This is a genomic window from Methanosarcina sp. DH1 (assembly GCF_020804205.1).
Lineage (GTDB): Archaea > Halobacteriota > Methanosarcinia > Methanosarcinales > Methanosarcinaceae > Methanosarcina > Methanosarcina vacuolata.
Window position 1 is genome coordinate 203,839 of record NZ_WJBJ01000020.1, and the last position, 22,904, is coordinate 226,742.

Below are 22,904 nucleotides of genomic sequence, written 5' to 3' on the forward strand. Positions count from 1 at the left end.
TATAATTTCCCGAAGATTTTACAGAACCAGAATAGCATTTCTATGGAACTGTTTATTTAGTAGCTATAAGTTGTTTATTCTTTTAGGTGAAATTTTATTCGGTCGAGCTTCTTCTGCTTTTCTCACATACTTCTCACATACTTTTATGATAAGGCCCGTTTTCGATCACTTTTTCATAGACTTCAAGGGTTTTTTCAGCTATTTTTTTCCAGTTATATTTCTTTTTGAGAACATCATGCCCTTTTTTCCCCATTCGGTTGTGGCCAAGCCCTTCAAGGACGTAGTTGAGTCCCCAGGCAATAGAGGAGGGCTCTTTATAAGCAACAACACCTGTCTTGAAATTCTCCACAAGGGCTACTGCATCGCTTGCAACTACCGGTTTTTTTGCATCCCAGGCTTCAAGAACAACGATTCCGAAGGGCTCGTTCCGGCTGGGCACGCATACAAGGTCACAGGCGTTAAACCAGTCTATTACGGTGTTATCCGGGGCATATCCAAGGAAATTGCACGAGTTTCCAATGCCAAGTTTCTGAGCCTGGTATTCACAATGAGAGCGCATTCCCCCATCTCCGATCAGTACAAATCGGGCATCCCTTTTTTTCAGGACTCTTGCCGCAGCTTCGACTAGCAGGTCAGGGCCTTTCTGATATGCCATCCTTCCCGTGAAAAGCACAACCGGAAGGAATGGGTTAATGCCATAGTGCTTTTTCACATCTCCTGGGTCAATATTTCTTTTTATCTTTCCCACGTTTATGCCGTTAGGAATTTTCCAGATTTTATAATCGGGAATTTTGTAAATTTGCTTGATTTCTTCCTTCAATATTGGCGAGGTCACAATCACGTCAGAGGATTCGTACCCTCCGAGCCACTCTCTGTGAGATATTTCCTTTGTCTCCCACCAGTCTCCGTAACAATTTCCATTACGTCCCCACTCAGTACTGTGGAAGGTCAACACAAAGGGCAGCCCAAATTGAGCTTTTATCCTGCAGAGAACATTTACCGGATGCCAGTCATGCCCGTGAAGGATGTCAAACTCACCTGCTTTTTCTCTTACGTCCAGGAACCGGTAGTACATAGCATCACACATCCGGTCCATCTGTTCAACAATTCCCCCATTTTGGTCACAGGCAACTCTGTGATAATGGACGCCGTTGATTATTTCATTATCGTCTCCACGGCCTCGCGTAAAAAGATGGACCTCATGTCCCTCTGCTGCAAGAGCCTCGGAGAGTTCGGATACATGGGGAGAAATCCCTCCTATACGTATTGAGTACAAACTTTCCCAGGAAAACATCCCTATTCTAATCATTTTCATAGACCCACTACTCATTTTTGAAAAATTAAGGAAATAAGTACCAAAGAGTTCAGGCTTTCCATTGCCTGTTGTATGTTAAATATATAGTTCAAAATTTATAATATTTTCCATAAAAATATAAAGGAGCTTAAGGTCAAGGTTATGGGTCAAGGTTATAGGTCAAGGTAATTTGTCATACGGTAGCCAGAATCAGAATTTTAAGAATATCTTAATAAGAAAAAGATTTCAAGTCGTTGTATCCTGAAATAATGTCACAGAATAATTTCGTAGAATAATTTCGCAGATCCAAAACCATTTGGAAGTTCAATACACGATACAACAGCAGACCGCGCGAAAAGCATAGAATTCACAGGTAGAGCTCATCCCAAAACGCAAAATTGCTTCTTTGAATATCGTATTCTGGATTATCAATAAGAGCTTCTGACCCTGAAAAAATAATTCTGAAACTCTTATTGATGTGGGAATAAAAATTGGTTTTGGGATGAGCTCGTACATAAAAATGTTAATTGTTTACAGCAACGCATTGCTTTTTTTCAAACACACAGATATTTAATGACTCGACTCAAATTAAGTATACATGAGTGGGATCAGGCTTGGGGCAGATTTTCTTTCTACATATGATGAAGGAATAAAAAAAGAATGGATTATAGGAAATGGTCTTGGAGGATTTGCTTCCTCTACAGTAATTAACGCAAGAACAAGGACTTATCACGGACTGCTTGTAGCAGCTCCACAGAATTACCCAGGTAGATATTTGCTACTTTCTTCCCTTGATGAGGAAATTTCTACCAGCGAAGAAACCTATAAACTTGCAACCCATAAATATCCAGGCATTATTTCCCCTACGGGTTTTAATTATCTTTCAGAATTCGTTCAAAACCCATTTCCTACCTGGGTTTACCATCCCGGCGATTTAACCATAAAGAAAACCGTCTTCATGGTGCGCAACAGTAACACAACCTGTGTTCTCTATGATATAGAATCCAGAAGAGAGGAAGCTTTACTAAGAATTATTCCTTTAGTAAGTTCAAGAGACTTTAATATCACTGCCCGCGCCGGATACCTTTCCTTTACCCAGGAAGCTACTCCTGCTGGAGTGGAACTGGCAAGCTCTAATGGTTTTACTTTCTCGCTTTCATCCGACCTCCAGTATCATCCCGATCCCACATGGTACTATAACTTAGAGTATGACGCCGAGAAGGAAAGGGGGCTTAACTCGGAGGAAGATAACTTCAGTCCTGGTTATTTTGAAAGCGAAATTGGATTGGGAAATTTCCGTTTTTTTGTTGCTGCTTCAACAAGAGATATTTCTTCTCTGACTCTCAAGCAAGCTGATAAACTCCGTACCAGGGAAGCAAATCGGCAGAACCTTCTTGTCCTTGATTCGAAACTTATTGATTCTTTTGCTCTTAAACTTACCAGGGCGACTGATACTTTCGTAGTGAGAAGCCATATTTCAGACGAGGATACGGTAATTGCAGGGTATCACTGGTATTCTGACTGGGGAAGGGATACCATGATATCTCTGCCTGGCTTGCTTTTAGTTCCTTATCGTTTCGAGGAAGCAAGAACCATTCTCAATTATTTTGCCAGGTACTGTCGGAGAGGCTTAATCCCTAATACTTTCCCGGCTTTCGGAGGGGAACCAATTTACAATACAGTAGATGCCCCTCTCTGGTTTATTCATTCCCTTAGCCGCTATTTTGCATATACAAACGATTTCCTTTTCCTCTCGGATATATGGGACACAGTAGTTAACATTATAGATCATTATTTTACAGGCACAGATTTTGGAATTGGCATGGATTCAGATTATCTCATCCAGCATGGGCCCCAGCTAACCTGGATGGATGCAAAAATCGGAGAATGGGCAGTGACCCCAAGAGCAGGTAAAGCCTGCGAGATAAATGCTCTCTGGTATAACGCCCTGAAAACCGCTTCTTACCTTGGCACGCTTCTCGGTGAAGAGGTATCTCCATACGAAACTCTTGCAACCGGTGTTGTCTCGAGTTTTGAGAACACTTTCTGGAACCCTGAAAACAACTGTCTCTTTGACCTCGTATATAAGGATGAAACCGGAAACGAGGTTAAAGACCCCGCTATCCGACCTAATCAGATCTTTGCCGTATCTCTACCTTATACCATGCTCCCCCCTGAGAAAGAAAAAGCGGTTGTGGACAGAGTTGAAAAAGACCTTTTGACCCCCTTTGGCCTGAGGACTCTCTCGAAAGACCACCCCTTATATAAAGGACAATATCATGGAGATGCCTTAACCAGAGATACAGCATACCACAATGGGACCGCGTGGCCCTGGCTCCTTGGAGCTTATGTGAAAGCCTACAGGAAAGTCAATAATTATTCGGAAGATAGCATGGAGAATATGCGGACTCTTCTCAAGGGCTTTGATATTCAGCTTGAAACAGCGGGTATCGGTTCCATTTCTGAAGTATTTGACGGCGACTATCCTCACTCTCCCGGAGGCTGTATCGCCCAGGCCTGGAGCGTCGCGGAAATTTTGAGGGCATATGTAGAGGATGTACTTGGGATTAAACCTTGAAAACGGAGTTGTGTGTATAGACTTTACTTTTGATAGTCAAAAAACAGTGAAGACTTGCATAAAAGCACTCCTAATTATATAATTCAGGAAATTATGATTTCGGTTCGTCACTTGACTGTTAAATGGCCAACTAGTGCATTGATTCCAAAGTATGTCCAAAATGAATTTTTTGAAAACCACGGAAAGCACGGAAGACACGGAAATAAATAGTAAAGGCGTGTTTCTTCCGTGCTTTCCGTGTTTTCCGCGGTTGTAATATCCAGATCGAATCACTATGCGACAGGCTGTGTTTTCCGTGTTACAGAATTCCATGTGACTTGAAAATAATATTTGAGTCGTCAGCAGTAATTATTTCCTTATTATGTACTTATTTGAGAATCGATGCACTAGGCATCTGAGCTAACTCAGTATCCTGATTAACTCAGTATCCTGATTAACTCAGTATTCTGGCCAATTTTGTATAGGGTTCTGCTCTCCAGTGACCTGCTTACTCTCACTTATTTGCTTATATTTCCCACCTGTTTGCTTATATTTTAATAATTTATTAGCCAATGCACAGGTATGCTTATACTTGCAGCGGATGTAGGAACAGGTACGCAGGATATTCTGCTCTTCAATTCAGAAAAAGAAGTGGAAAATAGCCTGCTTATGGTCATGCCCGCTCCCACTCAGATTATTGCGAAAAAGGTACGGAAAGCGACCAAAAAAGGAAAGACAATAGTATTTACCGGAAACATAATGGGAGGAGGCCCTTCTACGTTTGCTATCAGGGCTCATCTAAAGGCAGGTTTTCCGGTGTATGCTACTGAACAGGCTGCTCTGACTATCAATGATAATATTGAAAAAGTGAAGGCTTTCGGGATTCAAATCATTTCCGAAGCGGAAGCAAAAAAACTTGCATCTGAAGAGAATGCACAGGAAATTGTCATGCAGGACTTCGATCCGGTATCGACTTCGACTGCGCTTTCGGCGTTTGAGGTCCAGATGCCGACAAATTTTGCCGTGGCAGTACAGGATCATGGAAATGCCCCTGAGAAGAGCAACAGGATCTACCGTTTTGAACTGCTTCGAGAACTCATTGATAAGGGAGGAGAACTTGAGAACTTCGTCTACAGGCCCGAGGAAATTCCTGAGGCTTTTACCCGTATGAAAGCCCAGGCAGATACTCTTCTCAAAGCTGCAGGGAACCGGAAAACCAAAGCCGTTTTCATGGATACCGGGCCAGCAGCCATCTTTGGAGCACTTACTGATCCTGCGGCTGTACAGCCGTCTGTTGTGGTTAACATTGGAAACGGTCATACTCTGGGGGCGCTTGTGAATGAAAACAGGATCATGGCCGTTTTTGAGCATCACACTTTCCTCATGGACCCCGAGAAACTCCAGGAATACATCATAAAGCTTGCCGATGGAAAACTTGATTTTGACGAAGTTTTCGAGGACGGAGGGCATGGAGCATATAGAAGAGGAACTTCAGGCTTTGAAGAAATTGGGTTTGAGCAGGTTAGATCTATATTAGTTACGGGTCCAAAAAGAGAAATTCTTGAAAAGCTTTCTGAATCCGAAATCAGGAAGGAGATATCAAACAAACTGCATTTTGCCGCACCTTTCGGGAGTATGATGCTTTCAGGCTGTTTTGGGCTACTTGCAGGATTTCTGGAGAAGTACCCTGAACCATCAATAAACCTTATAAACCACTAAGTAGTTAGGGAGTAAGTCGCTTAAGCCCAGGATATACAAATTTTCAGGGGTTATGAAAATTTAATTCCGAATCCCTATCAGGGAGCCAGGAAAATACAGTAGCTGCCTGCTGAAGTCCACCAGGGCAGGTTTACAGATAAATGTAAATACAGGCAGGTATCTCTATATGCACATATCTCATACTGAATCGTTTGCTAGATGGTTTTTCACGAACTTACTGCAAACATTTATATGCGGAAAGGAACCGAAAAGGAATCCGTAACAACAAGCTTTAGCGAAACTAAATTAAGCTAATCAGGCTAAATCAAGTTAAATTAAGCAAGCTGAACTCAGCTAAATTAAGTTAAAGTAAGTTAAATCAAGCTAAATCAAACTAAATCAAGCTAAATTAGGCTAAATCAAATTAAATCAAGCTAAATTAAGCTAAATCAAACGAAATCAAGCTAATCAAGCTAAATTAAACTCATTATCTTTCAGGAGAATCAAGCTTATGGTACGAAAGCCAGGAAGTATGTACAGAAACGTGAGGCAGCGCTCATTTACCAGAAGAAAATACATGGGCGGTGTTCCAGGCAGCCAGGTTATTCACTATGACATGGGAGACAAGGCAAATACCTCCTTCCCGATCAAGCTCTCCCTGCTTGCAGAAGAAAAATGCCAGATAAGACACACTGCTCTTGAAGCAGCCCGTATTACAGCAAACAGGCACCTGATTGAAGATACCGGAAAGATGGGCTATTACATGAAGCTCCGTGTCTATCCCCACGAAGTCCTCAGGGAAAACAAACAGGCAACCGGCGCGGGTGCTGACCGTGTATCCAGTGGAATGCGCAGGGCTTTTGGGAAAAATGTGGGCACTGCAGCAAGGGTAGACTCATTCCAGAAGATCTTCACAGTGGCTGTTGAAAAGCAAAACTTTGTAGCCGCAAAGAAAGCTCTCTGGCATGCAGGACAGAAATTGCCAACCCCCTGTAGAGTCGTTATCGATCAAGGGGCAGAACTGGTACAGTAACCAGTTAAACTGTATAACACAAAAGGAGCAATAACATGTACGATTACGAAGAGCTTTTGAACCGTGCAATGGCAAAAATGCCTGACACCGAGACTACGGATGCTCGATTCGTAATCCCTGAGCCCAGAATCTTTTCCGAAGGAAAGACTACAATTCTTGAGAACTTCGGAAATATTGCAGATATCCTTAACCGGGACCCTGACCACTTGATGAAATATCTCACAAGGGAACTTGGGACTGCAGGGAAAATAGAAGGCACACGCGCAGTCTTCCAGGGAAGGTTTACGAGAGCCCAGATCTCTGATAACATTCAGGCTTATGTGGACGAATACGTTATGTGTTCTGAATGCGGACGCCCGGACACCCAGCTTGTCAGGGTGGACAGAGTACTTATCCTGAGATGTTCTGCGTGCGGAGCTCACAGACCCGTCAAAAAGAGAAAGGTAAGCAATGTGGTTGTCAGGGATGCCATCGAAGAAGGAGGAACTTACGAACTCCGGATCGATGCAGTCGGGTCCAAAGGCGATGGAATTGCAAAGATAGATAAGTATACGGTTTTCGTGCCCGGAGCCTCAAAAGGCGACGTGGTCAAAGTAAAAATAAAGAAAATCAGCGGAAACCTCGCTTTCTCAGAGAGAGCAGCCTGAGGTTTAAGCTTTTTTAAATATCTTAAAAAGCAGCTCAGGTCGATTACTTTAGTTCTCGTGCCTGAGTAGCCTAAATTTTTCTTTTAACTTTGAGCTTGCACTCCAGAGTTAAGCCTCTGGAAAATCCAGGGACGACTTGTTTTTCGGTCAAGCCTTTTTTCAAAAGGGTTATTTTAAAAAAGGTTGTTTTAAAAAGGATTGTTTTAAAAAATGATTGTATTAAAAAAGGGTTATTTCAGAAAAGGTTGTTTTAAAAAGGATTGTTTTAAAAAGGGTTGATTTTAAATATCCAGCAAGCAAATCAGGAACCTGTGAAGAAAGAATGACTTCTGAAAAAAAGGATACACCGGAAGTTTCATTGAGAAAAGTTCAGGCAGAAGAAAAAAATATAGAAATTTTCTCAATGCCCGGGCTGTCAGTAAACCTCAGGAATGCCGGGGACGTTCTGGAGCTTACGGCAAACGGAACCCTGAAAGTAGCTTTCAACCCTATCCTGAAAAAGATGAATTCCCGTCTGAAAGAGGAAAAGCTAGCCCTTGTAGAGGAGGACAGGGTTATTGCTTCAGCCTGGCTCCCTCCGATCCCAAGCCCGGCCTTTAAACGTCTTATTTTTGCGGAAATACAGATAGCTCTCGGGAAATACATCCCTGAAACCGTATCCATTGAACTTACCCGCCAGAACAGTTCGAGATATCTACCAGGAACGGTTGCAGATGAGCTGGATACCGGCACATTAAAAAGAATAATTGATGAAGCCCTTGAATCCGGCAGTTTCATTATCACATTTACTGAAAATGATCCTCTCCTGAGGGAAGAAGTCTTTGAGCTTATCAGGTATGTGGACAAAAAAAAGGCTATAGTAAACTGTTCCACCTGGGGTACGGACTTTTCAGCAGAAACGGCTTCCCGCCTGAAAGACGCCGGGCTCCATTCCCTTATGGTAGGGATTTACTCACCTGATCCTGAAAAACACGACACTGCCCGAAATTTCAGTGGAGCATACGAAAGGGCGGTTTCTGCCATAAAACTGGCACTTGAAGCCGGGCTCATGGTTGTAATGACAACACATGCGTCTCCCTCAAATATACAGGAACTGCCTGCGCTCTATAACCTTGCATCAGAACTCGGAGTCCATGAATTTTCAGTATGGGAAGCAATGCCCAAAACCAGGGATGAACCTGTAATCACTGACGAAGATAGGAAAAGCATCCTTGAGATGTACCACGGGATAAATTCCAGCCCGGACGGCCCGCGGATGTTTGCAAATACTTATTTTGAAGGTCAGATGATGGGTGCAATGGAAGGCAGGCGCTGGATGCATATAACGGTAGACGGAGATGCAAAAGCCGGCCCTTATCCGCCTTTCAGTTTTGGGAATATAAAAGAGGAATCTTTAAAAGAGGCCTGGCAGAAAATCAGGAGTTACTCTTATTTCCAGAAGCAGAAAAACCTGGCCCCGATGCACGACCCGGAGTTTATGGAATTTGTGGACAGGATTCCGGTAGGAGCAAAGCTGCCTTATCCTTTTGAAAAGGTTTGCGAAAAGTAAATAGGAATAAGTTGCAGGATGTCCCTTTACAGTATTTTTCTCTAGAGTCTCTCTGATACATTTATATTTTTTTAAACTGCTTTTAGTCGGGATATGCAGACCAGAATTAAAAGCCTCGTACCTCTGGAAAGCCAGTATGAGTCTGGAACTGCCTGCCCGAAGATAAACATTTACATATTAGCACGTATTTTTAAAGAGCAGTTTAGCTGGAACTGCGTTCATATCTTAAATTATTCAGCAAGAGAAAGCTGCCTGCCTGAGGCTTTTCCCAGAAAATCGGCAGCCAACGAGGGACTTTATGACTGAGAAACTTGACCCATGGAGTTCAAGCGAGATTAATGACTATTCCAAGTTATTCGAAGAATTCGGGATTTCTCCATTTGATAATGTGCTTCCTGAAATCCCCTCCCCACATATGTATATGCGGAGACGAGTTATCTTCGGGCACCGTGATTACGAACAGATTGCAGAGGCCATGAGGACAGGTGCCCCTTTTTCGGTTATGGATGGTTTTATGCCTTCAGGGAAGGTTCACCTCGGGCACAAGATGGTTATGGACCAGATAATCTGGCACCAGCAAATGGGAGCTTCATCTTTTGTCGGGATTGCGGACAGGGAGGCTTTCTCAGTACGCGGTTTTTCCTGGCAGAAGTGCAGGGAAATTGGGGTAGAAGAATACATATTAAGCCTTATAGCTCTCGGTTTTAAGCCCGATGGCCTTATTTATTTCCAGTCAGGCTGTGATAGCGTCAAAGACCTGGCATTTGAACTCGGAGTCAAGGTCAATTTCTCGGAACTGAGCGCAATCTATGGTTTTTCAGGAGAGACAAACCTATCTCACATGATCAGTGTAGCAACCCAGGCTGCCGATATTCTCCAGCCCCAGCTTGAAGAATTTGGGGGACCAAAGCCGGTTGTGGTGCCTGTGGGGCCTGACCAGGACCCTCACCTTCGGCTGACGCGAGGGCTTGCAGGCAAGATGAGTATGTTCAGGGTAGAGGAGAGAGAAAACGCAAATGGCGAGAAATACCTGAGCGTGCGCGGAAAAGGAGCACCGAAGCAAGCTTTACAGGAGCTTAAAAAACGCATTCCAGGAAAAGTGAAACTCTATGAAGAACACATTGATGTACTTCAGATTCCTGACTATGCATTCCTTGAAAGATTTAGTTTACAGATAAGCCAGCCTGAGAAAAGGGAATATTTCATGACCCAGATCCAGGAAATCGCTAAATTTGCGAATGAGGCTAAACCACCTGAATTTTTGGATTATGAAAAGTACTTCGTTTTCAGAAGAATCTGGAAAATCATAAGGAAAATCCTGGAAGAAGTCGTGGCAGAAGTATCCGCTGAATTCGAAGGCTATGCTTTCATTCCTCCCGCATCTACCTATCACCGCTTTATGAGTGGGCTGCAGGGAGGAAAGATGTCAAGCAGCGTCCCTGACAGTTATATTGCTCTGACTGATGATCCGAAAGAAGGCGCAAAAAAGGTAAAGAGAGCAAAGACCGGCGGCTGTGTAACCCTGGATGAACAGAAAAAACTTGGCGGAAAACCTGATGAATGTTCAGTCTTCGAACTGATGCTCTTTCACCTTCTTGGGGACGATGAGGAATTACTGGAAATCAGGCAGGAATGCGTCTCAGGAACCAGAATGTGCGGCTCATGCAAGCAGCTTGCGGCAGAGAAGATGTACGAGTTCCTCAAGGACCATCAGGAGAAACGGGAACTTGCAAGGGAACAACTTGATGAGTACAAAATAATTTACAAAAAGTAATTTACAAAAAGTAATTACAAAAAGTAATTTGCAAAGAGTAATTACAAAAAGTAATTTACAAAACTCAAGTCCATAAATAACCTTACAAAATAATTTTTATAAAAATAATTAGTTATAAGTTTATCAAACTCTTAATATTTTCAGGAATTTCAGGATGTGATCATGTATGAGTATTCAGGACAATCTCACAATCAACGAGAAAAAGGTCTTGCTTGCCCTTGAGGAAATAGGATCTGCTGCCCCCGAAAAGCTGGAGGAAAAATCAGGGTTGCAGGTAGATGCGGCAATGCAGGCAGCCTTCATGCTTGAGGAAAAAGAACTGGTTTCGGTTTCCGAAAAGGTACTTGAACGTTATTCCCTTACAAAGGAAGGAGAAGAGTATACAAAAAACGGACTTCCGGAGCGCCAGATTATTGACTTCCTTAAAAAGCCTACCTCGCTTGAAGAGCTGAGGAGCCATTTTTCTCCGCAGATGGTAGGGATTGCAACCGGCTGGCTCGTAAAAAAAGGATGGGCGAAAATTGAAAACGGGGTAATGGTGCCGTCGGGAAATGTATATGCAGGAAAAGATGAAGAAACCCTTGCGGCTTTCACAGGCAAAGCAAAAACCCTTGAAGAGCTTGGGTCCGACCAGGGAACAATAAAGGACCTGCTCAAGCGTAAACTTATCATAAAACACGAAGAAAAATTCAGAACTGTTTCCATAACTGATGCAGGAAATGCGCTTGCTGCCCAGGGGCTTGTCCTTGAAGAAGAAATTGCCCAGCTCACACCTGATTTACTGAAGAGCGGGGCCTGGAAAGAGAAAAAGTTCAGGCCTTACCGTCTTGATATTACTCCCAAACCCCTTTATGGAGCCAAAATCCATCCTTACAGGCGCCTTATAGAGCAGATGCGCCAGATCTTTCTGGAAATGGGTTTTGCTGAGATTAAAGGCGGAATCATCCAGAGTTCTTTCTGGAATTTCGATGCCCTTTTCCAACCCCAGGACCACCCTGCAAGGGATATGCAGGATACTTTCCACCTGGACAGCACCTGCGAGCTCCCCACTGATTACTTTGAAAAGGTTGCTGCAATGCATGAGCACGGAGGAGAAATCGATTCCTGCGGTTGGGGCGGAATCTGGGATAAGGAACTTTCAAGACGCAATGTATTGAGAACCCATACAACATCCGTGACTGTCAAGTATCTGGCTGACCACCCAATATCACCTGTAAAAGCTTTCTGCATTGACAGGGCTTACCGCAGGGAAACTATTGATCCTACACATACCCCGGAATTCGAGCAGCTTGAAGGAGTTGTAATGGACAAGGACATGTCTTTTGCAGACCTGCTAGGCTTGCTGGCAGAATTCTACCACAGGATGGGATTCGAAGAAGTCCGCTTCCGTCCCGGATATTTCCCATACACCGAACCAAGTGTGGAACCTGAAGTCTATGTTGACGGCCTGGGCTGGGTTGAACTTGGAGGTGCAGGCGTTTTCAGAAGAGAAGTTAGTGAACCTTTAGGGATTAAAGACCCTGTCCTTGCCTGGGGGCTCGGAGTCAGTAGACTTGCCATGCTGAAACTCGGGCTTAAAGACCTAAGGCTTCTGTACCAGTCCGATATTGACTGGCTCAGAAAGAGTGAAGTTTGCAGGACCTGAGATCTGAATTAAGGGTTCATAACCTGAAACTCTCAGGTTAAAACTTTTTTATATATAATTTTCGATAAAAATATGCGGCCTTCAAGGCCACGAGAATTGGGGGGAGGGCCATATACCTTACGGAACGCTAGTTTCTAAACAGATTTTCTCTAATAAATATATAAATTACATTATATATTAATTGGTGAAATCAGGGATGAGTATATTGCGTTAGCAGTTAAACAAAGGGGTCAGTAATGACAGATATCCCAGCAGAAAAAGAGAATCCAGTAGAAAAAGAGAATCCAGTAGAAAAAGAGAATCCAGTAGAAAAAGAGAATCCAGTAGAAAAAGAGAATCCAGTAGAAAAAGAGAATCCAGCAGAATCTGTGACTGCCCCTAAAGAAATACAAGGTGCCCCGGAAGGTCAGAAGGCAGTCGAACCGAGTAGAGTAGCTGTGAAAACCGGCATAGCAACCCGGTATTGGCTTGAACTGATGCCCTATCCTGCAGGCAGTGAAAGAAGTTTATGGCTCTTTGTTAATGATGACTGGAGGCATCTGGACGACCCCGATCCTGGCACCCAGGTTTCTGTGCAGGATGCCTTTTGCAGATGTTCGGAACGCCTGGAGGTTCTGGTCTGGTACTCTGAAGATGTAATTAAAGGACTTGTAGTAAAGACAACATAACTCAAATGAATTTGGGTTCGGTTAATATATGATCCATCAAAAATGTGTTATTTTGTTGCTATTTTTGTAAACCTCGAAATGTAAATCTTGATAAGTAAATGATTGCAGTAGCCATTTTGAGGTTAAACAGATTCCTTAACCACCAAATGAACTCAAATGAAATCTTTCTTTTCTAATTTTTATCATGTTATAACAAATTTTTTAATGACTTTGCCGGTTGATCACTCCAACTACGTCGTTGCTCGAGTTTTCGCTCAAATCTTTTTAAAAAGGCATGTGGATAAGCAGTTTTTTTGAAAAGACTGGCGGTCTAAACTTTTTGTATGAGAGTTGGATTAAATAACTACAAATCCTATTTTCCGGTATAAATTATCTGATAAAGGATTCTAAGAAGTGGGATTGTGGGGTGAACTATGGACAAAAATAGATATTGGGAAATTACGCGAAGCGATTGGTACGGAACCGTTCAAGTGCTTTTTGCGTTCATAGCAGTAATCATGATATCATCGGTTTTCCTGCTTGCGAGCTACTGGTATCTCTGGATCATGATAATAGCCGGGGTTCTTTTCCTGCTTGTAGTATGGCACACAAAAAACTTTGCCTATCTCTGTCCCGGATGCGGAGAAGTGTTCGAGGTTTCAACGCTTGAAGATTTCATTAGCCCTAATGGTGTGAATAAAAAGTACCTCAGGTGCCCCAGGTGTGGGAAAAGGGCATGGGCCGATATTCTGAGAATTAAAGAGAAAACTTTCCATAAGAAATAGTTGTTATCTGAAAGCTGAATATACCGGTTATGTGAAAAGGAAAAGGGAACCTGAAACCCTGGGAATAGGTTTCCGAAAACGAACCCTGAGGAAAGATGGAAAAGGAAAACAAAGGCAAGAAAAACAATCCAGACTCTTGTACAGGAGAAAACGTTTCCCTCCTTCCAATTCTTGCTGTAAACTTCATAGGCACACTCGGGTTTAGTATTGTACTCCCGTTTCTGGTGTTTCTGGTTAACCGACTGGGAGGAAATGCTTTCATTTATGGGCTGATAAGTTCGATGTATCCGGCTTTTCAGCTAATAGGAGCCCCGATTCTGGGCAGGTGGTCTGATACTTACGGCCGTAAAAAGATACTGTTTATAAGCCAGCTAGGAACTCTGCTCTCATGGATTATCTTCCTTGTAGCTCTTTTTCTTCCGGTAATAAGCCTGTTTAAAATCGATTCCAGAGTTCTGGGAGCTTTTACCGTTACTCTGCCCCTTGCAGTACTCTTTTTCGCCAGAGCTCTTGACGGACTGACCGGAGGAAATGTATCGGTAGCCAATGCCTATCTGGCTGATATTACTGCTGAAAGAGATAGGAGCCGAAATTTCGGGAAGATGTCTATTTCCGAAAACCTGGGATTTATAGTTGGTCCTGCTCTTGCCGGAATATTGAGCTTAACAATGTATGGGGATGTAGCCCCTGTGCTTGGAGCAATAGTAATCTCACTTATCGGGACATTGCTGATTATATTTTATCTTCCCGAAAGTAAAGAGTGCGCTCTCGGGGAGTCTGAAGAAGCCAAGAAAGTATGGAAAATCTTCGGTTATGAGATAAGGGAATGCAAAACCACGTTTGGGACGAAAAAACCTGAATTCAGGGAGATTCTTAGACTTCAAAATATCCCTTATATGCTGGGACTGTACTTTTTAATCGACCTCGGTTACAATGTATTCTACACAGCTTTTCCCCTGCACGCAATTTCAACTCTCAACTGGAGTATTGCGAAAATGGGCATTTACTTTACAGTATTGAGCGGGCTTTTGATAATCGTACAGAGTACGGTACTTCCCAGGGTGTCAAGAAAATATTCGGATGCAGCCCTTATAATCTTCGGAAGCCTGATGCTCGGTACAAATTTTCTACTCCTCATTCCTGGAAATATTTTCCTTACCTACCTTGCAGCAGGTTTTTTTGCACTTGGAGACGGACTTATGTGGCCTTCCTTTCTCTCCCTCTTATCAAAGGTTGCAGGAAAAAAGTACCAGGGCACGATACAGGGGGTTGCCAGCAGTTTCGGAGGCCTTGCCAGTATCACCGGACTTATCCTTGGCGGCCTTTTATATGAAACACTTGCCGGAGCCTCTTTTCTGATTGCAGGTCTGGTAATCTACACAGTATTTTTGCTCAATTTCAGGCTCAGGAGCTTTGAAGAACAGCTAATTTTGAAGAACAGCTAATTTTGAAGAACAGCTAATTTTGAAGAACAGCTAATTTTGAAGAACAGCTAATTTTGAAGAACAGCTAATTTTGAAGAACAGCTAATTTTGAAGAACAGCTAATTTTGAAGAACAGCTAATTTTGAAAAACAGATAAATAATTCCCCCACTACCCTTTAGCCTTGATCTTTTTATCGTTTCAATTTAGAGTTAATATAGAGTTAATTTAGAGTTAATTTAGAGTTAATTTAGAGTTAATTTAGAGTTAATTTAGAGTTAATTTAGAGTTAATTTAGAGTTAATTTAGAGTTAATTTAGAGTTTATTCAGAGTTTATTCATTTTCAGCGTATATACCAGGTCTGGTATTTGTTGTCACTGTTATGTAATTTGTCTTCGTTACAGTACTGCCACCTGCAGCATTACTTACTGTAAGTGTAACCTTATATTTTCCTTCCTGTGAGTACTGATGTTCTGGATTCTGCTTGGTTGAAGTTGTCCCGTCTCCAAAACTCCATTTCCATTTATCTGGTATTCCTGTGCTTGTGTCAGTAAATTTAACGTTTAATGGAGCTTTTCCTGAGGTAGGTTTCGCAGAAAACGCAGCAACGGGTTTTGCTATTACTTTTATATAATCTGTTTTTGTTGCGGTGTCGCTGCCTGCAGCATTTGTTACTGTAAGTGTTACCTTGTATTTTCCTGCTTTGGAATATTTATGGATTGGATTCTGCTTGGTTGAAGTAGCTCCGTCTCCAAAAGTCCATTTCCATTTAGTCGGTGTTCCTGTGCTTTTGTCAGTAAACGCAACATTCAATGGTGCTTTTCCTGAGGTTGGAGATGCAGAGAATGAAGCAACGGGTGATATTGGTCCTGGTCCCTCGCTTGAAATAGTGCTCATGTAAATGTCAGAGTTATCATTACTCTCATCGCCATATACCACTTTATTATCATAGATAGCAGGCTCATATACACTTCCGCGGCTGGTAATTTTAAATTTCTGATTAGTGGAAAGATCGCACATGTAGATACCATGATATTTCCAGCCATCATCCTCTCCACCTTCATCCTTCCACAATATCCTGTTGCCATAAATATAGGGAGACCTCTGGTTATCTGGACTGCTGGTTATCTGAGTTTCCTGCCTGGTAGAAAGATCATACATATAGATATCGTCGTTTCCACTGCGATCGTCGGCGTATACTATCCTGTTACCGTAAATAGCAGGGTTTTTTGCCGATCCGCTGGTGGTTATCGAAGTTTCCTTTTTAGTGGAAATATCATACATGTAAATATCATATTTATAATTCCCATCTCGGTCATCTTCCCATACTATCCTGTTATCGTAGATAGCCGGATAGTATGCTCTTCCACCGGTGGAAATTTGAGTTTCTTCGGAAGTGGAAAGATCGTACATATAGATCTGCGAATATTCCTCGAACATATATTCCCACACAATCTTGTCATCATAGATTGTCGGGTCACTCGGCCACTCATAATCAGCACCATTATTGGTGGGGATTTGAGTTTCTTTTTTAGTCGAGAGATCGTACATGTAGATACCCCATTTTTCGTTGCGGCTGTCTGTCCATACGATCCTGTCACCATAAATTGAAGGGTCCCATTTATATGATTTATTTGTGGTTATCTGAGTTTCTTTTTCAGTAGAGAGATCGTACATGTAGATATTATAATTTTCATTGCGCCAATCCTGCCACACAATCCTATCACCATCGATATCAGGTTCGCATGCTGTCCCACTGGTAGTAATTTGAGTTTCATTGATCGTTGGCAAACTGCTTTCCGCTGAAGATGCTGATGCTGCAGAAGAAAATAAAAGCAAAATAAAGGATATTGAAAATAATATTTTTTTATAAATCGTCTTTGTTTTCTCCATCAAACTCGACTATAATATACAGTTATAAAAATTTAATTCAATTACTTAAAGTCTAATAACTATAGTTAAATTTTTTTATTTTTACTTAGAAATTTATAAAAATAAGTTTCATTGGTTTATAAATAAAAAATCTTTAGTTTATATACTTAGAGCCTTTAGAAATAACTGGATAGGCATTGTAAAAAATGAAAAGGATAAAACATAATAAAAATGAAGGAATAAAAAACATAAAAAATCAATAAAACATTAAAAATCAATAAAACATTAAAAATCAATAAAACATTAAAAATCAATAAAACATTAAAAATCAATAAAACATTAAAAATCAATAAAAGAAAGAGGGAACAGTTTCCTGTTAACCTTCTTTCCGACAATCATTTGTAAGCAAAGTACGCCACGACTTCTTCTTCACTTACGGCATCGTTCCTGCAAAAACCGAAGCTTTCGAGCTATACGAGAGCTTGGACTATACAATAATGCCTTATGTATATGCAGGGCTCTTAATTTGAAACATGTCTCATATGTCTCATCGTGTTTGTTAAATCAGTTGTCAAGGGAGCCGTATCCATATCCTTTTGCTACCCAATTTTCAACGCTGTGATCTGATGGTCCTAATGTGTTTGAGCCTGATCCGACCGCAACGTAAGGTGACACATTCCACATGACATTATCATGAACGCTAATAGACCCGCTTGCATGAATGTTTCCAATACCTGCACTGCTGCTTGATCCTTTGAAGTCATGCATGATATTATGATGTACATTCGCATTTGTCAGTGAATTTTCCAGCTCAACGCAGCACCAGCCAGAGCCGGCACTACCTGAAAAGGTATTGTGGTCCACTTCAATATTTGCGCAATTGTCTATCCTGACACCTGTATTGGTTTGAACCTCAACATCACAGTTATACATTCTGGAATTCTTAGTTCCGGAGAGGAATGATACACCATCGTGTCCTACGGAATGCATTCTGCAATTGTATACTTCTATTCCAGAACTTTTACTGATTCTGACACCATCGCCATACAGATAGCGGGTGAATAAAATATCATGTACTTTGCTATCGCTCGAAGACATTAATTTTATGCAGTTTCGATAGTCTCCGTGACCTCCATCACCAGGTCCGGTTGCTGTACTTTTGAACTGAAGGTCACATACTTCAACGTTAGAAACACCTGAACCAAACACATATGCAGGTGATCCATCGGAATTACAAACTGAACCGGTAGCAAAGATTATTGTATCGTCGCCTGCACCTTTCAGTACCACATTAGATTTCAAAATTATAGGTGCACTTATCTTATAAGTGCCAGCACCAAGGTAAACATATCCAGGGTTACTTGATGTCGCTCCTGATGCTACGGAGTTTATTGCGGTATTAATTGCAGTCTGGGCATCTGATCCAGACGTTGGATTTACAGTTATAGTATTCTGTGCGCCTAACACAGCGGGTACGGTTGTTAAAATAAGGCATGCTGCTAGGAATATGTTTCCTATCTGTCTTTTTAGCATCGTATCACCTTTGGGTTGGGTTTAGAATTTAAATGGAATCAAAAAGTTCCATAGGGTTAGAGTCTATTTTTCCCCAAAGCACATACGGCCGTTAAACTAAGACATGCTTTCAAGAATAGGGTTTCCTGCTTCTTTTTTAGCATCGTATCACCTTCGGGTTGGATTTGGAATTTGCGTAAACTCAAAAAACTATAAGATAGTTATAGTTCTCCAACAGTTGATACGATTGTTAAAATAAGGAATGTTACTAAGGAATACATTTCCTATCTGTCTTTTTAGCATTGTATCGCCTGAGTTGGACCTTAAATTTGAGTAAACTCAAAAATCCAGGATAATCGCATACTCTTTCCCAGATATTTCTCAAAATTCCATATTACGTACTCGTAATGTTTTTCCGAACTATCTAATTAGACCGAGTCCATATCAAGTATCTAATTATGCCGGATCTATACGGTAATTCAAAGATTCTAATTACGTCTGCGTAATATTTTTGAATCTATCCATTCAGTTCTCTGCGATTTATGTGGGGCGGACACGTTGCACACAGAGTCTCACTCTCCAATCACATAATAGGGATCAGTCATCGGAGGTGGGGCCGAATGTTAGAAGTTTTTGCTTCTATCACTCAAAACCTGTTGCTGACCACAGGATGTTATTCTTTCTGGTCAATAATTCCTGTTTTACTAATATGTCTAGCCAGGTCAACTCTTCTGAAAGGTTTTCCCTTTCTGTCCTTTAATTGCTGAGTTGACATCTAGGTTTATACAGGTTATATTATAAAATATTTTTGTATTTTTTTCAAAAAATTTTAGAAAATAGTTAATAACATGTTAATGTTAATAATACAAGTAAATTTACAGAATCAATCACATTCAAGCTTGATTTTTTCAGATTTGATCTTAATGCTTTCTAACTAAACAATTAGTTTCAACCCATACAAAACAGCGAAGAGCCATAATTCAAATAATAAGAGCTTAGATCTTTTCATATAATTTCACAAGAAGAAGAATGTAAATGCGGAATTATAGAAAATTGCTTCTATTTCTATTAATCATACCCTTAGCTGCAATAGTGGGTTATTATTTGCTAATACTTCTTCTCGGTGGTCCAGCAGTGGATAATTTTTTGAGTTAAAAAACCACGATATAGGAACCCATGAAGTATCGGTTGAAATACTCAATTCTCATAATGGATCCGTATTAAAAATACGAATTAAACTCATCTTTTTTTACTGTGATTGATTTTGAACTCCCTGCGTGTAAATTCTATTCAACTGGATAGGAAAGTTTCGCTGATAAAGTAAATAATATCAGATTTTCTTAAATTTTTTTTCAAATAAGAGTATTTTTCAGATATACATAATATTTTCGGGTATACGAAAACTATAAATAATTACTATTACATTTCAAAGTTAAGCAAAAAATTAGTATATCCAAAAATATTATGGTGATACAAAAGTGACTGAAATAATCGATAAAACCCTCAACATGCTGGAAACAGGCCAGAGAGCGCGCGTTATCCAGATAAAAGGTAAGGGAAACTCTCGCAAGCGACTTCTTGAGATGGGCATGGTTCCCGGGACAGTCCTGAGCGTAACTAAAAAAGCTCCATTGGGAGACCCTGTCGATTTTAAGCTAAAAGGATACAACCTCTCTCTTAGGAAGCAGGAAGCTGAAATGATAGTTGTTGAACCACTGGAGGGTTAATTTGATCCCACAAATACCTCTTCCAATGCTTTCTGAAGGAAAAGACTGTAAAATTAGAGAAGTGCTAGCAGGCAAAGATCTCAAAAGAAGGCTGACCGAAATGGGTTTTACACCTTCGTCTTCTATTCGTCTTATAGGATGCGAGAGAGGGAATCTGCTTGTTAATGTAAACGGAGCACGTTATGCCCTGGGGAAGGGTATGGCGATGAAGATTATGGTAGAGCCAGATTAATCTAAGGGTGTAGAACTTGATTGAAAAAAAGATAAGAGTTGCACTTACCGGAAACCCCAATGTAGGTAAGACAACAGTTTTCAATGCTATTACCGGAGCCAGGCAAAAAGTTGGAAACTGGCCAGGGGTAACAGTTGAGAAAAAAATAGGCACAAAGGAGTACGGGGATTATATTCTTGAAATAGTGGATCTTCCAGGAACATACAGTCTCACAGCCTATTCTGCAGATGAAGTTGTTGCCAGGGATTACATACTCGAAGAAAAACCTGATGTTGTAATACAGATCCTTGACTCAACAAATCTTGAGCGCAACCTCTATCTAAGTACTCAGTTGCTGGAAATGGGTAAAAATATTATCCTTGCCCTTAATATGACTGATCTTGCAGAAAATAGAGGGGACAAGATAGATATCTCAAAATTTGAAAAATTACTAGGTATTCCTGTAGTCAGGACAACTGCAAACCATGCATTAGGCATTAACTCTCTTCTTGATGCAGTCATTTCAAAGTTCAGTTCTGAAAATCCTCTCCCTCATGCGATAGATTATGGGAAAAAAATTGAAGACCAGATTAACAATATTGAAAATATTTTGAATAAAGATAATGATTTGAAGGATAAGTATCCTCCCAGATGGCTAAGTATAAAACTTCTAGAGGGAGATGAAAATGTCCTCTCAAAGCTTTCCTCGTCAAGTACCAGTCTTGAAGTTGAAAAGTTTCTTTCCGAACTTGATACTGAAGAATATGAAGCCGAAATGGCCGATAAGCGTTATGAATTCATAAGCAAATTGATTTCTCAGGTATCCAGCTTCCATGTAGAAGAGATGTCCTCTTCAGACATGATTGATAGGGTACTCACTAACAAATATCTTGGAATTCCTATATTTCTCTCTCTGATGTGGGGAATGTTCGAATTAACCTTCAATTTTGCCACTCCTTTCATGGAGCTTATTGACATGTTTTTCGGCACGCTTGCCGGAATAGTTTCTGAAAGCATTGGTTCTTCCTGGCTCTCATCACTTCTTGGGGATGGAATAATATCAGGAGTAGGAGCAGTTCTGCTTTTTGTGCCCAATATTTTCATTCTGTTTTTCCTCTTATCCCTTCTGGAAGACAGTGGATATCTTGCAAGAGCTGCTTTTATTATGGACAGATTGATGTATTCGATGGGAATCCAGGGAAAATCCTTTATCCCGATGCTTATGGCATTCGGGTGCTCTGTTCCAGCCGTGATGGCAACCCGTACTCTTGAAGATGAAAAAGATCGTCTTATTACTATGCTGGTTACACCTTTCATATCCTGTGGAGCCAGAATGCCTGTGTATGTGTTGTTGGCAGGGGCATTTTTTGGGAGACAGGCCGGATCAGTTATCTTTGGGATATATGTTCTTGGTATCATTATAGCAATAGTATCTGCCAAACTTTTTAGAACTGTGATATTCAAGGGAAAGCCTTCTCCATTTATTATGGAACTTCCTCCCTATCACAAACCATCTATTGGCAATTCCTTCAAGTATATGTGGAACCAGGGCTCCCTATACCTCAAAAGAGTAGGTACTGTAATCGTTGGGGGAGTAGTGATTATCTGGTTATTCGCATATTTCCCTCAGGGAGTTGAATACGGAAGTGCAGAAAGTTATATTGGAAGTCTTGGTAGACTCCTTGAACCTCTAGTAGCTCCACTCGGCTTTGACTGGAAAATAGCAGTTTCACTTATATTCGGATTCCTTGCTAAAGAAGTCGTCCTAGGGTCTCTTGGAACACTTTATGGAACAGGAGCAGATGACGGGATGTTATCTTCTGCTCTGGTAGCAGATCCGATATTTACACCTGCTGTTGCACTGGGGCTTATGGTGTTTACCTTACTTTACGTACCATGCATAGGAACAGTTGCAGTAATAAAAAAAGAATCGGGCTCCTGGAAGTGGATGCTTTTTTCAGTGGCTTATTCTACAATAGTAGCATGGATTATGGCTTTTGTAACAGTAAAAATAGGGACTATCGTACTTGCATAACGGGGGAATTGGATGGAAAACAAAAACAAAAATCTTGCCTATTTTACCCTCCTTTTGGGGATAATGTACGTGATATCGGGAATCTTACAGACCTTGAAGGGAGCTAAACTTTTGCCTGATGACTTCATATCTGCGAATTTGTTTCCTCCTGAGCTTGCAGGCGGGCTTGTACTTGTAGTCGTGGGTGCAGTATACCTATACGGAACTCTTGAGTTTTCAAAAAGTTCCCATGAAGGAAGAGCTTATGCATATGTAGGAATCGTACTTTCCATACTCTTTGGAGCTGTATATTTCCTTACATTTACTGCCGACCTTATTAATGCCTGGGTACTGTTTGCAGAAGGATTTGAGCAGTGGACGCCTCTTGATGATTTCAAGCCTGCCCTGTACCTTGGCCTGCTTTCCGTTGTAGTTTATGCAGGATGGAAAAAAGAGTTCATGTTGCAGGATTAAGAATAAAGAATAAATTACAGAATAAAAAATTACAGAATAAAA

The 22,904-nt window shown here is 41.2% G+C and carries 18 protein-coding genes; 15 read left to right on the plus strand and 3 right to left on the minus strand.

The window, feature by feature from the left end:
* Positions 1-133 precede the first annotated feature (133 nt).
* Positions 134-1,315 (minus strand): glycosyltransferase family 4 protein, encoded by a 1,182-nt coding sequence (locus FXW07_RS11220; RefSeq protein ID WP_229395509.1) that lies wholly within the window; start codon positions 1,313-1,315, stop codon positions 134-136.
* A gap of 577 nt (positions 1,316-1,892) precedes the next feature.
* Between FXW07_RS11220 and FXW07_RS11225 the strand changes: the two genes are divergently transcribed.
* The 11 genes from FXW07_RS11225 to FXW07_RS11275 all read left to right on the plus strand — a co-directional run bounded on the left by FXW07_RS11225 (position 1,893) and on the right by FXW07_RS11275 (position 15,074).
* The gene (locus FXW07_RS11225) at positions 1,893-3,872 is read left to right on the plus strand and encodes an amylo-alpha-1,6-glucosidase (protein ID WP_229395510.1); all 1,980 of its coding nucleotides are present in this window, start codon (positions 1,893-1,895) and stop codon (positions 3,870-3,872) included.
* Positions 3,873-4,433: 561 nt separating this feature from the next.
* A complete protein-coding gene (locus tag FXW07_RS11230) occupies positions 4,434-5,570 on the plus strand; it encodes a DUF1786 domain-containing protein (protein ID WP_229395511.1) in 1,137 nt (378 codons plus the stop codon).
* Positions 5,571-6,060: 490 nt separating this feature from the next.
* Positions 6,061-6,582: a 50S ribosomal protein L16 gene (locus FXW07_RS11235; protein ID WP_229395512.1), complete on the plus strand. Its 522-nt coding sequence runs from the start codon at positions 6,061-6,063 to the stop codon at positions 6,580-6,582.
* Between the two features lie 35 nt (positions 6,583-6,617).
* Positions 6,618-7,229: a translation initiation factor IF-2 subunit beta gene (locus tag FXW07_RS11240; protein WP_048117905.1), complete on the plus strand. Its 612-nt coding sequence runs from the start codon at positions 6,618-6,620 to the stop codon at positions 7,227-7,229.
* A gap of 322 nt (positions 7,230-7,551) precedes the next feature.
* Positions 7,552-8,778: a radical SAM protein gene (locus FXW07_RS11245; protein WP_229395513.1), complete on the plus strand. Its 1,227-nt coding sequence runs from the start codon at positions 7,552-7,554 to the stop codon at positions 8,776-8,778.
* 93 nt (positions 8,779-8,871) lie between these two features.
* Positions 8,872-9,084 (plus strand): hypothetical protein, encoded by a 213-nt coding sequence (locus FXW07_RS11250; protein ID WP_048117899.1) that lies wholly within the window; start codon positions 8,872-8,874, stop codon positions 9,082-9,084.
* Positions 9,077-10,552, plus strand: coding sequence for a tryptophan--tRNA ligase (locus FXW07_RS11255; protein ID WP_229395514.1), 1,476 nt, complete (start codon positions 9,077-9,079; stop codon positions 10,550-10,552). Before FXW07_RS11250 ends, FXW07_RS11255 begins: the two co-directional genes overlap by 8 nt.
* Before the next feature lie 166 nt (positions 10,553-10,718).
* Complete coding sequence (locus FXW07_RS11260) at positions 10,719-12,197, plus strand: phenylalanine--tRNA ligase subunit alpha (RefSeq protein WP_229395515.1); 1,479 nt, start codon at positions 10,719-10,721, stop codon at positions 12,195-12,197.
* 236 nt (positions 12,198-12,433) lie between these two features.
* Positions 12,434-12,865: a hypothetical protein gene (locus tag FXW07_RS11265; protein WP_229395516.1), complete on the plus strand. Its 432-nt coding sequence runs from the start codon at positions 12,434-12,436 to the stop codon at positions 12,863-12,865.
* Positions 12,866-13,278: 413 nt separating this feature from the next.
* Positions 13,279-13,629, plus strand: coding sequence for a hypothetical protein (locus FXW07_RS11270; RefSeq protein ID WP_229395517.1), 351 nt, complete (start codon positions 13,279-13,281; stop codon positions 13,627-13,629).
* 95 nt (positions 13,630-13,724) lie between these two features.
* Positions 13,725-15,074, plus strand: a complete 1,350-nt coding sequence (locus tag FXW07_RS11275; protein ID WP_229395518.1) for an MFS transporter — start codon at positions 13,725-13,727, stop codon at positions 15,072-15,074.
* Between the two features lie 311 nt (positions 15,075-15,385).
* Here the strand turns inward: FXW07_RS11275 and FXW07_RS11280 are convergent, their stop codons facing one another.
* Both FXW07_RS11280 and FXW07_RS11285 read right to left on the minus strand, forming a co-directional pair.
* Positions 15,386-16,843, minus strand: coding sequence for a PKD domain-containing protein (locus FXW07_RS11280; protein ID WP_229395519.1), 1,458 nt, complete (start codon positions 16,841-16,843; stop codon positions 15,386-15,388).
* A gap of 645 nt (positions 16,844-17,488) precedes the next feature.
* Positions 17,489-18,457 carry a right-handed parallel beta-helix repeat-containing protein gene (locus FXW07_RS11285; RefSeq protein WP_229395520.1) on the minus strand — a complete coding sequence of 323 codons (969 nt, stop codon included), beginning with the start codon at positions 18,455-18,457 and terminating at the stop codon, positions 17,489-17,491.
* A gap of 1,457 nt (positions 18,458-19,914) precedes the next feature.
* Here FXW07_RS11285 and FXW07_RS11290 point away from each other — a divergent pair.
* From FXW07_RS11290 to FXW07_RS11305, 4 genes are read left to right on the plus strand one after another with little or no spacing between them, the layout of a single operon-like run.
* Complete coding sequence (locus FXW07_RS11290; protein ID WP_229395521.1) at positions 19,915-20,163, plus strand: ferrous iron transport protein A; 249 nt, start codon at positions 19,915-19,917, stop codon at positions 20,161-20,163.
* 1 nt (position 20,164) lies between these two features.
* Positions 20,165-20,395 (plus strand): ferrous iron transport protein A, encoded by a 231-nt coding sequence (locus FXW07_RS11295; RefSeq protein WP_229395522.1) that lies wholly within the window; start codon positions 20,165-20,167, stop codon positions 20,393-20,395.
* Between the two features lie 16 nt (positions 20,396-20,411).
* A complete protein-coding gene (gene feoB, locus FXW07_RS11300; protein WP_229395523.1) occupies positions 20,412-22,409 on the plus strand; it encodes a ferrous iron transport protein B in 1,998 nt (665 codons plus the stop codon).
* A 12-nt stretch (positions 22,410-22,421) separates the two neighbouring features.
* On the plus strand, positions 22,422-22,862 hold the full coding sequence (locus tag FXW07_RS11305; protein WP_229395524.1) for a hypothetical protein: 441 nt from the start codon (positions 22,422-22,424) through the stop codon (positions 22,860-22,862).
* The last annotated feature ends 42 nt before the right edge of the window (positions 22,863-22,904 follow it).

Bases quoted from the DNA above. Each gene is read 5' to 3' on its own strand.
- FXW07_RS11240 (WP_048117905.1), top strand. From the start codon at position 6,618: ATGTACGATTACGAAGAGCTTTTGAACCGTGCAATGGCAAAAATGCCT.
- FXW07_RS11305 (WP_229395524.1), top strand. From the start codon at position 22,422: ATGGAAAACAAAAACAAAAATCTTGCCTATTTTACCCTCCTTTTGGGG.
- FXW07_RS11260 (WP_229395515.1), top strand. From the start codon at position 10,719: ATGAGTATTCAGGACAATCTCACAATCAACGAGAAAAAGGTCTTGCTT.
- FXW07_RS11245 (WP_229395513.1), top strand. From the start codon at position 7,552: ATGACTTCTGAAAAAAAGGATACACCGGAAGTTTCATTGAGAAAAGTT.
- FXW07_RS11255 (WP_229395514.1), top strand. From the start codon at position 9,077: ATGACTGAGAAACTTGACCCATGGAGTTCAAGCGAGATTAATGACTAT.
- FXW07_RS11230 (WP_229395511.1), top strand. From the start codon at position 4,434: ATGCTTATACTTGCAGCGGATGTAGGAACAGGTACGCAGGATATTCTG.
- FXW07_RS11265 (WP_229395516.1), top strand. From the start codon at position 12,434: ATGACAGATATCCCAGCAGAAAAAGAGAATCCAGTAGAAAAAGAGAAT.
- FXW07_RS11275 (WP_229395518.1), top strand. From the start codon at position 13,725: ATGGAAAAGGAAAACAAAGGCAAGAAAAACAATCCAGACTCTTGTACA.
- FXW07_RS11270 (WP_229395517.1), top strand. From the start codon at position 13,279: ATGGACAAAAATAGATATTGGGAAATTACGCGAAGCGATTGGTACGGA.
- FXW07_RS11250 (WP_048117899.1), top strand. From the start codon at position 8,872: ATGCAGACCAGAATTAAAAGCCTCGTACCTCTGGAAAGCCAGTATGAG.
- FXW07_RS11220 (WP_229395509.1), bottom strand. From the start codon at position 1,315: ATGAAAATGATTAGAATAGGGATGTTTTCCTGGGAAAGTTTGTACTCA.
- FXW07_RS11285 (WP_229395520.1), bottom strand. From the start codon at position 18,457: ATGCTAAAAAGACAGATAGGAAACATATTCCTAGCAGCATGCCTTATT.
- FXW07_RS11235 (WP_229395512.1), top strand. From the start codon at position 6,061: ATGGTACGAAAGCCAGGAAGTATGTACAGAAACGTGAGGCAGCGCTCA.
- FXW07_RS11225 (WP_229395510.1), top strand. From the start codon at position 1,893: ATGAGTGGGATCAGGCTTGGGGCAGATTTTCTTTCTACATATGATGAA.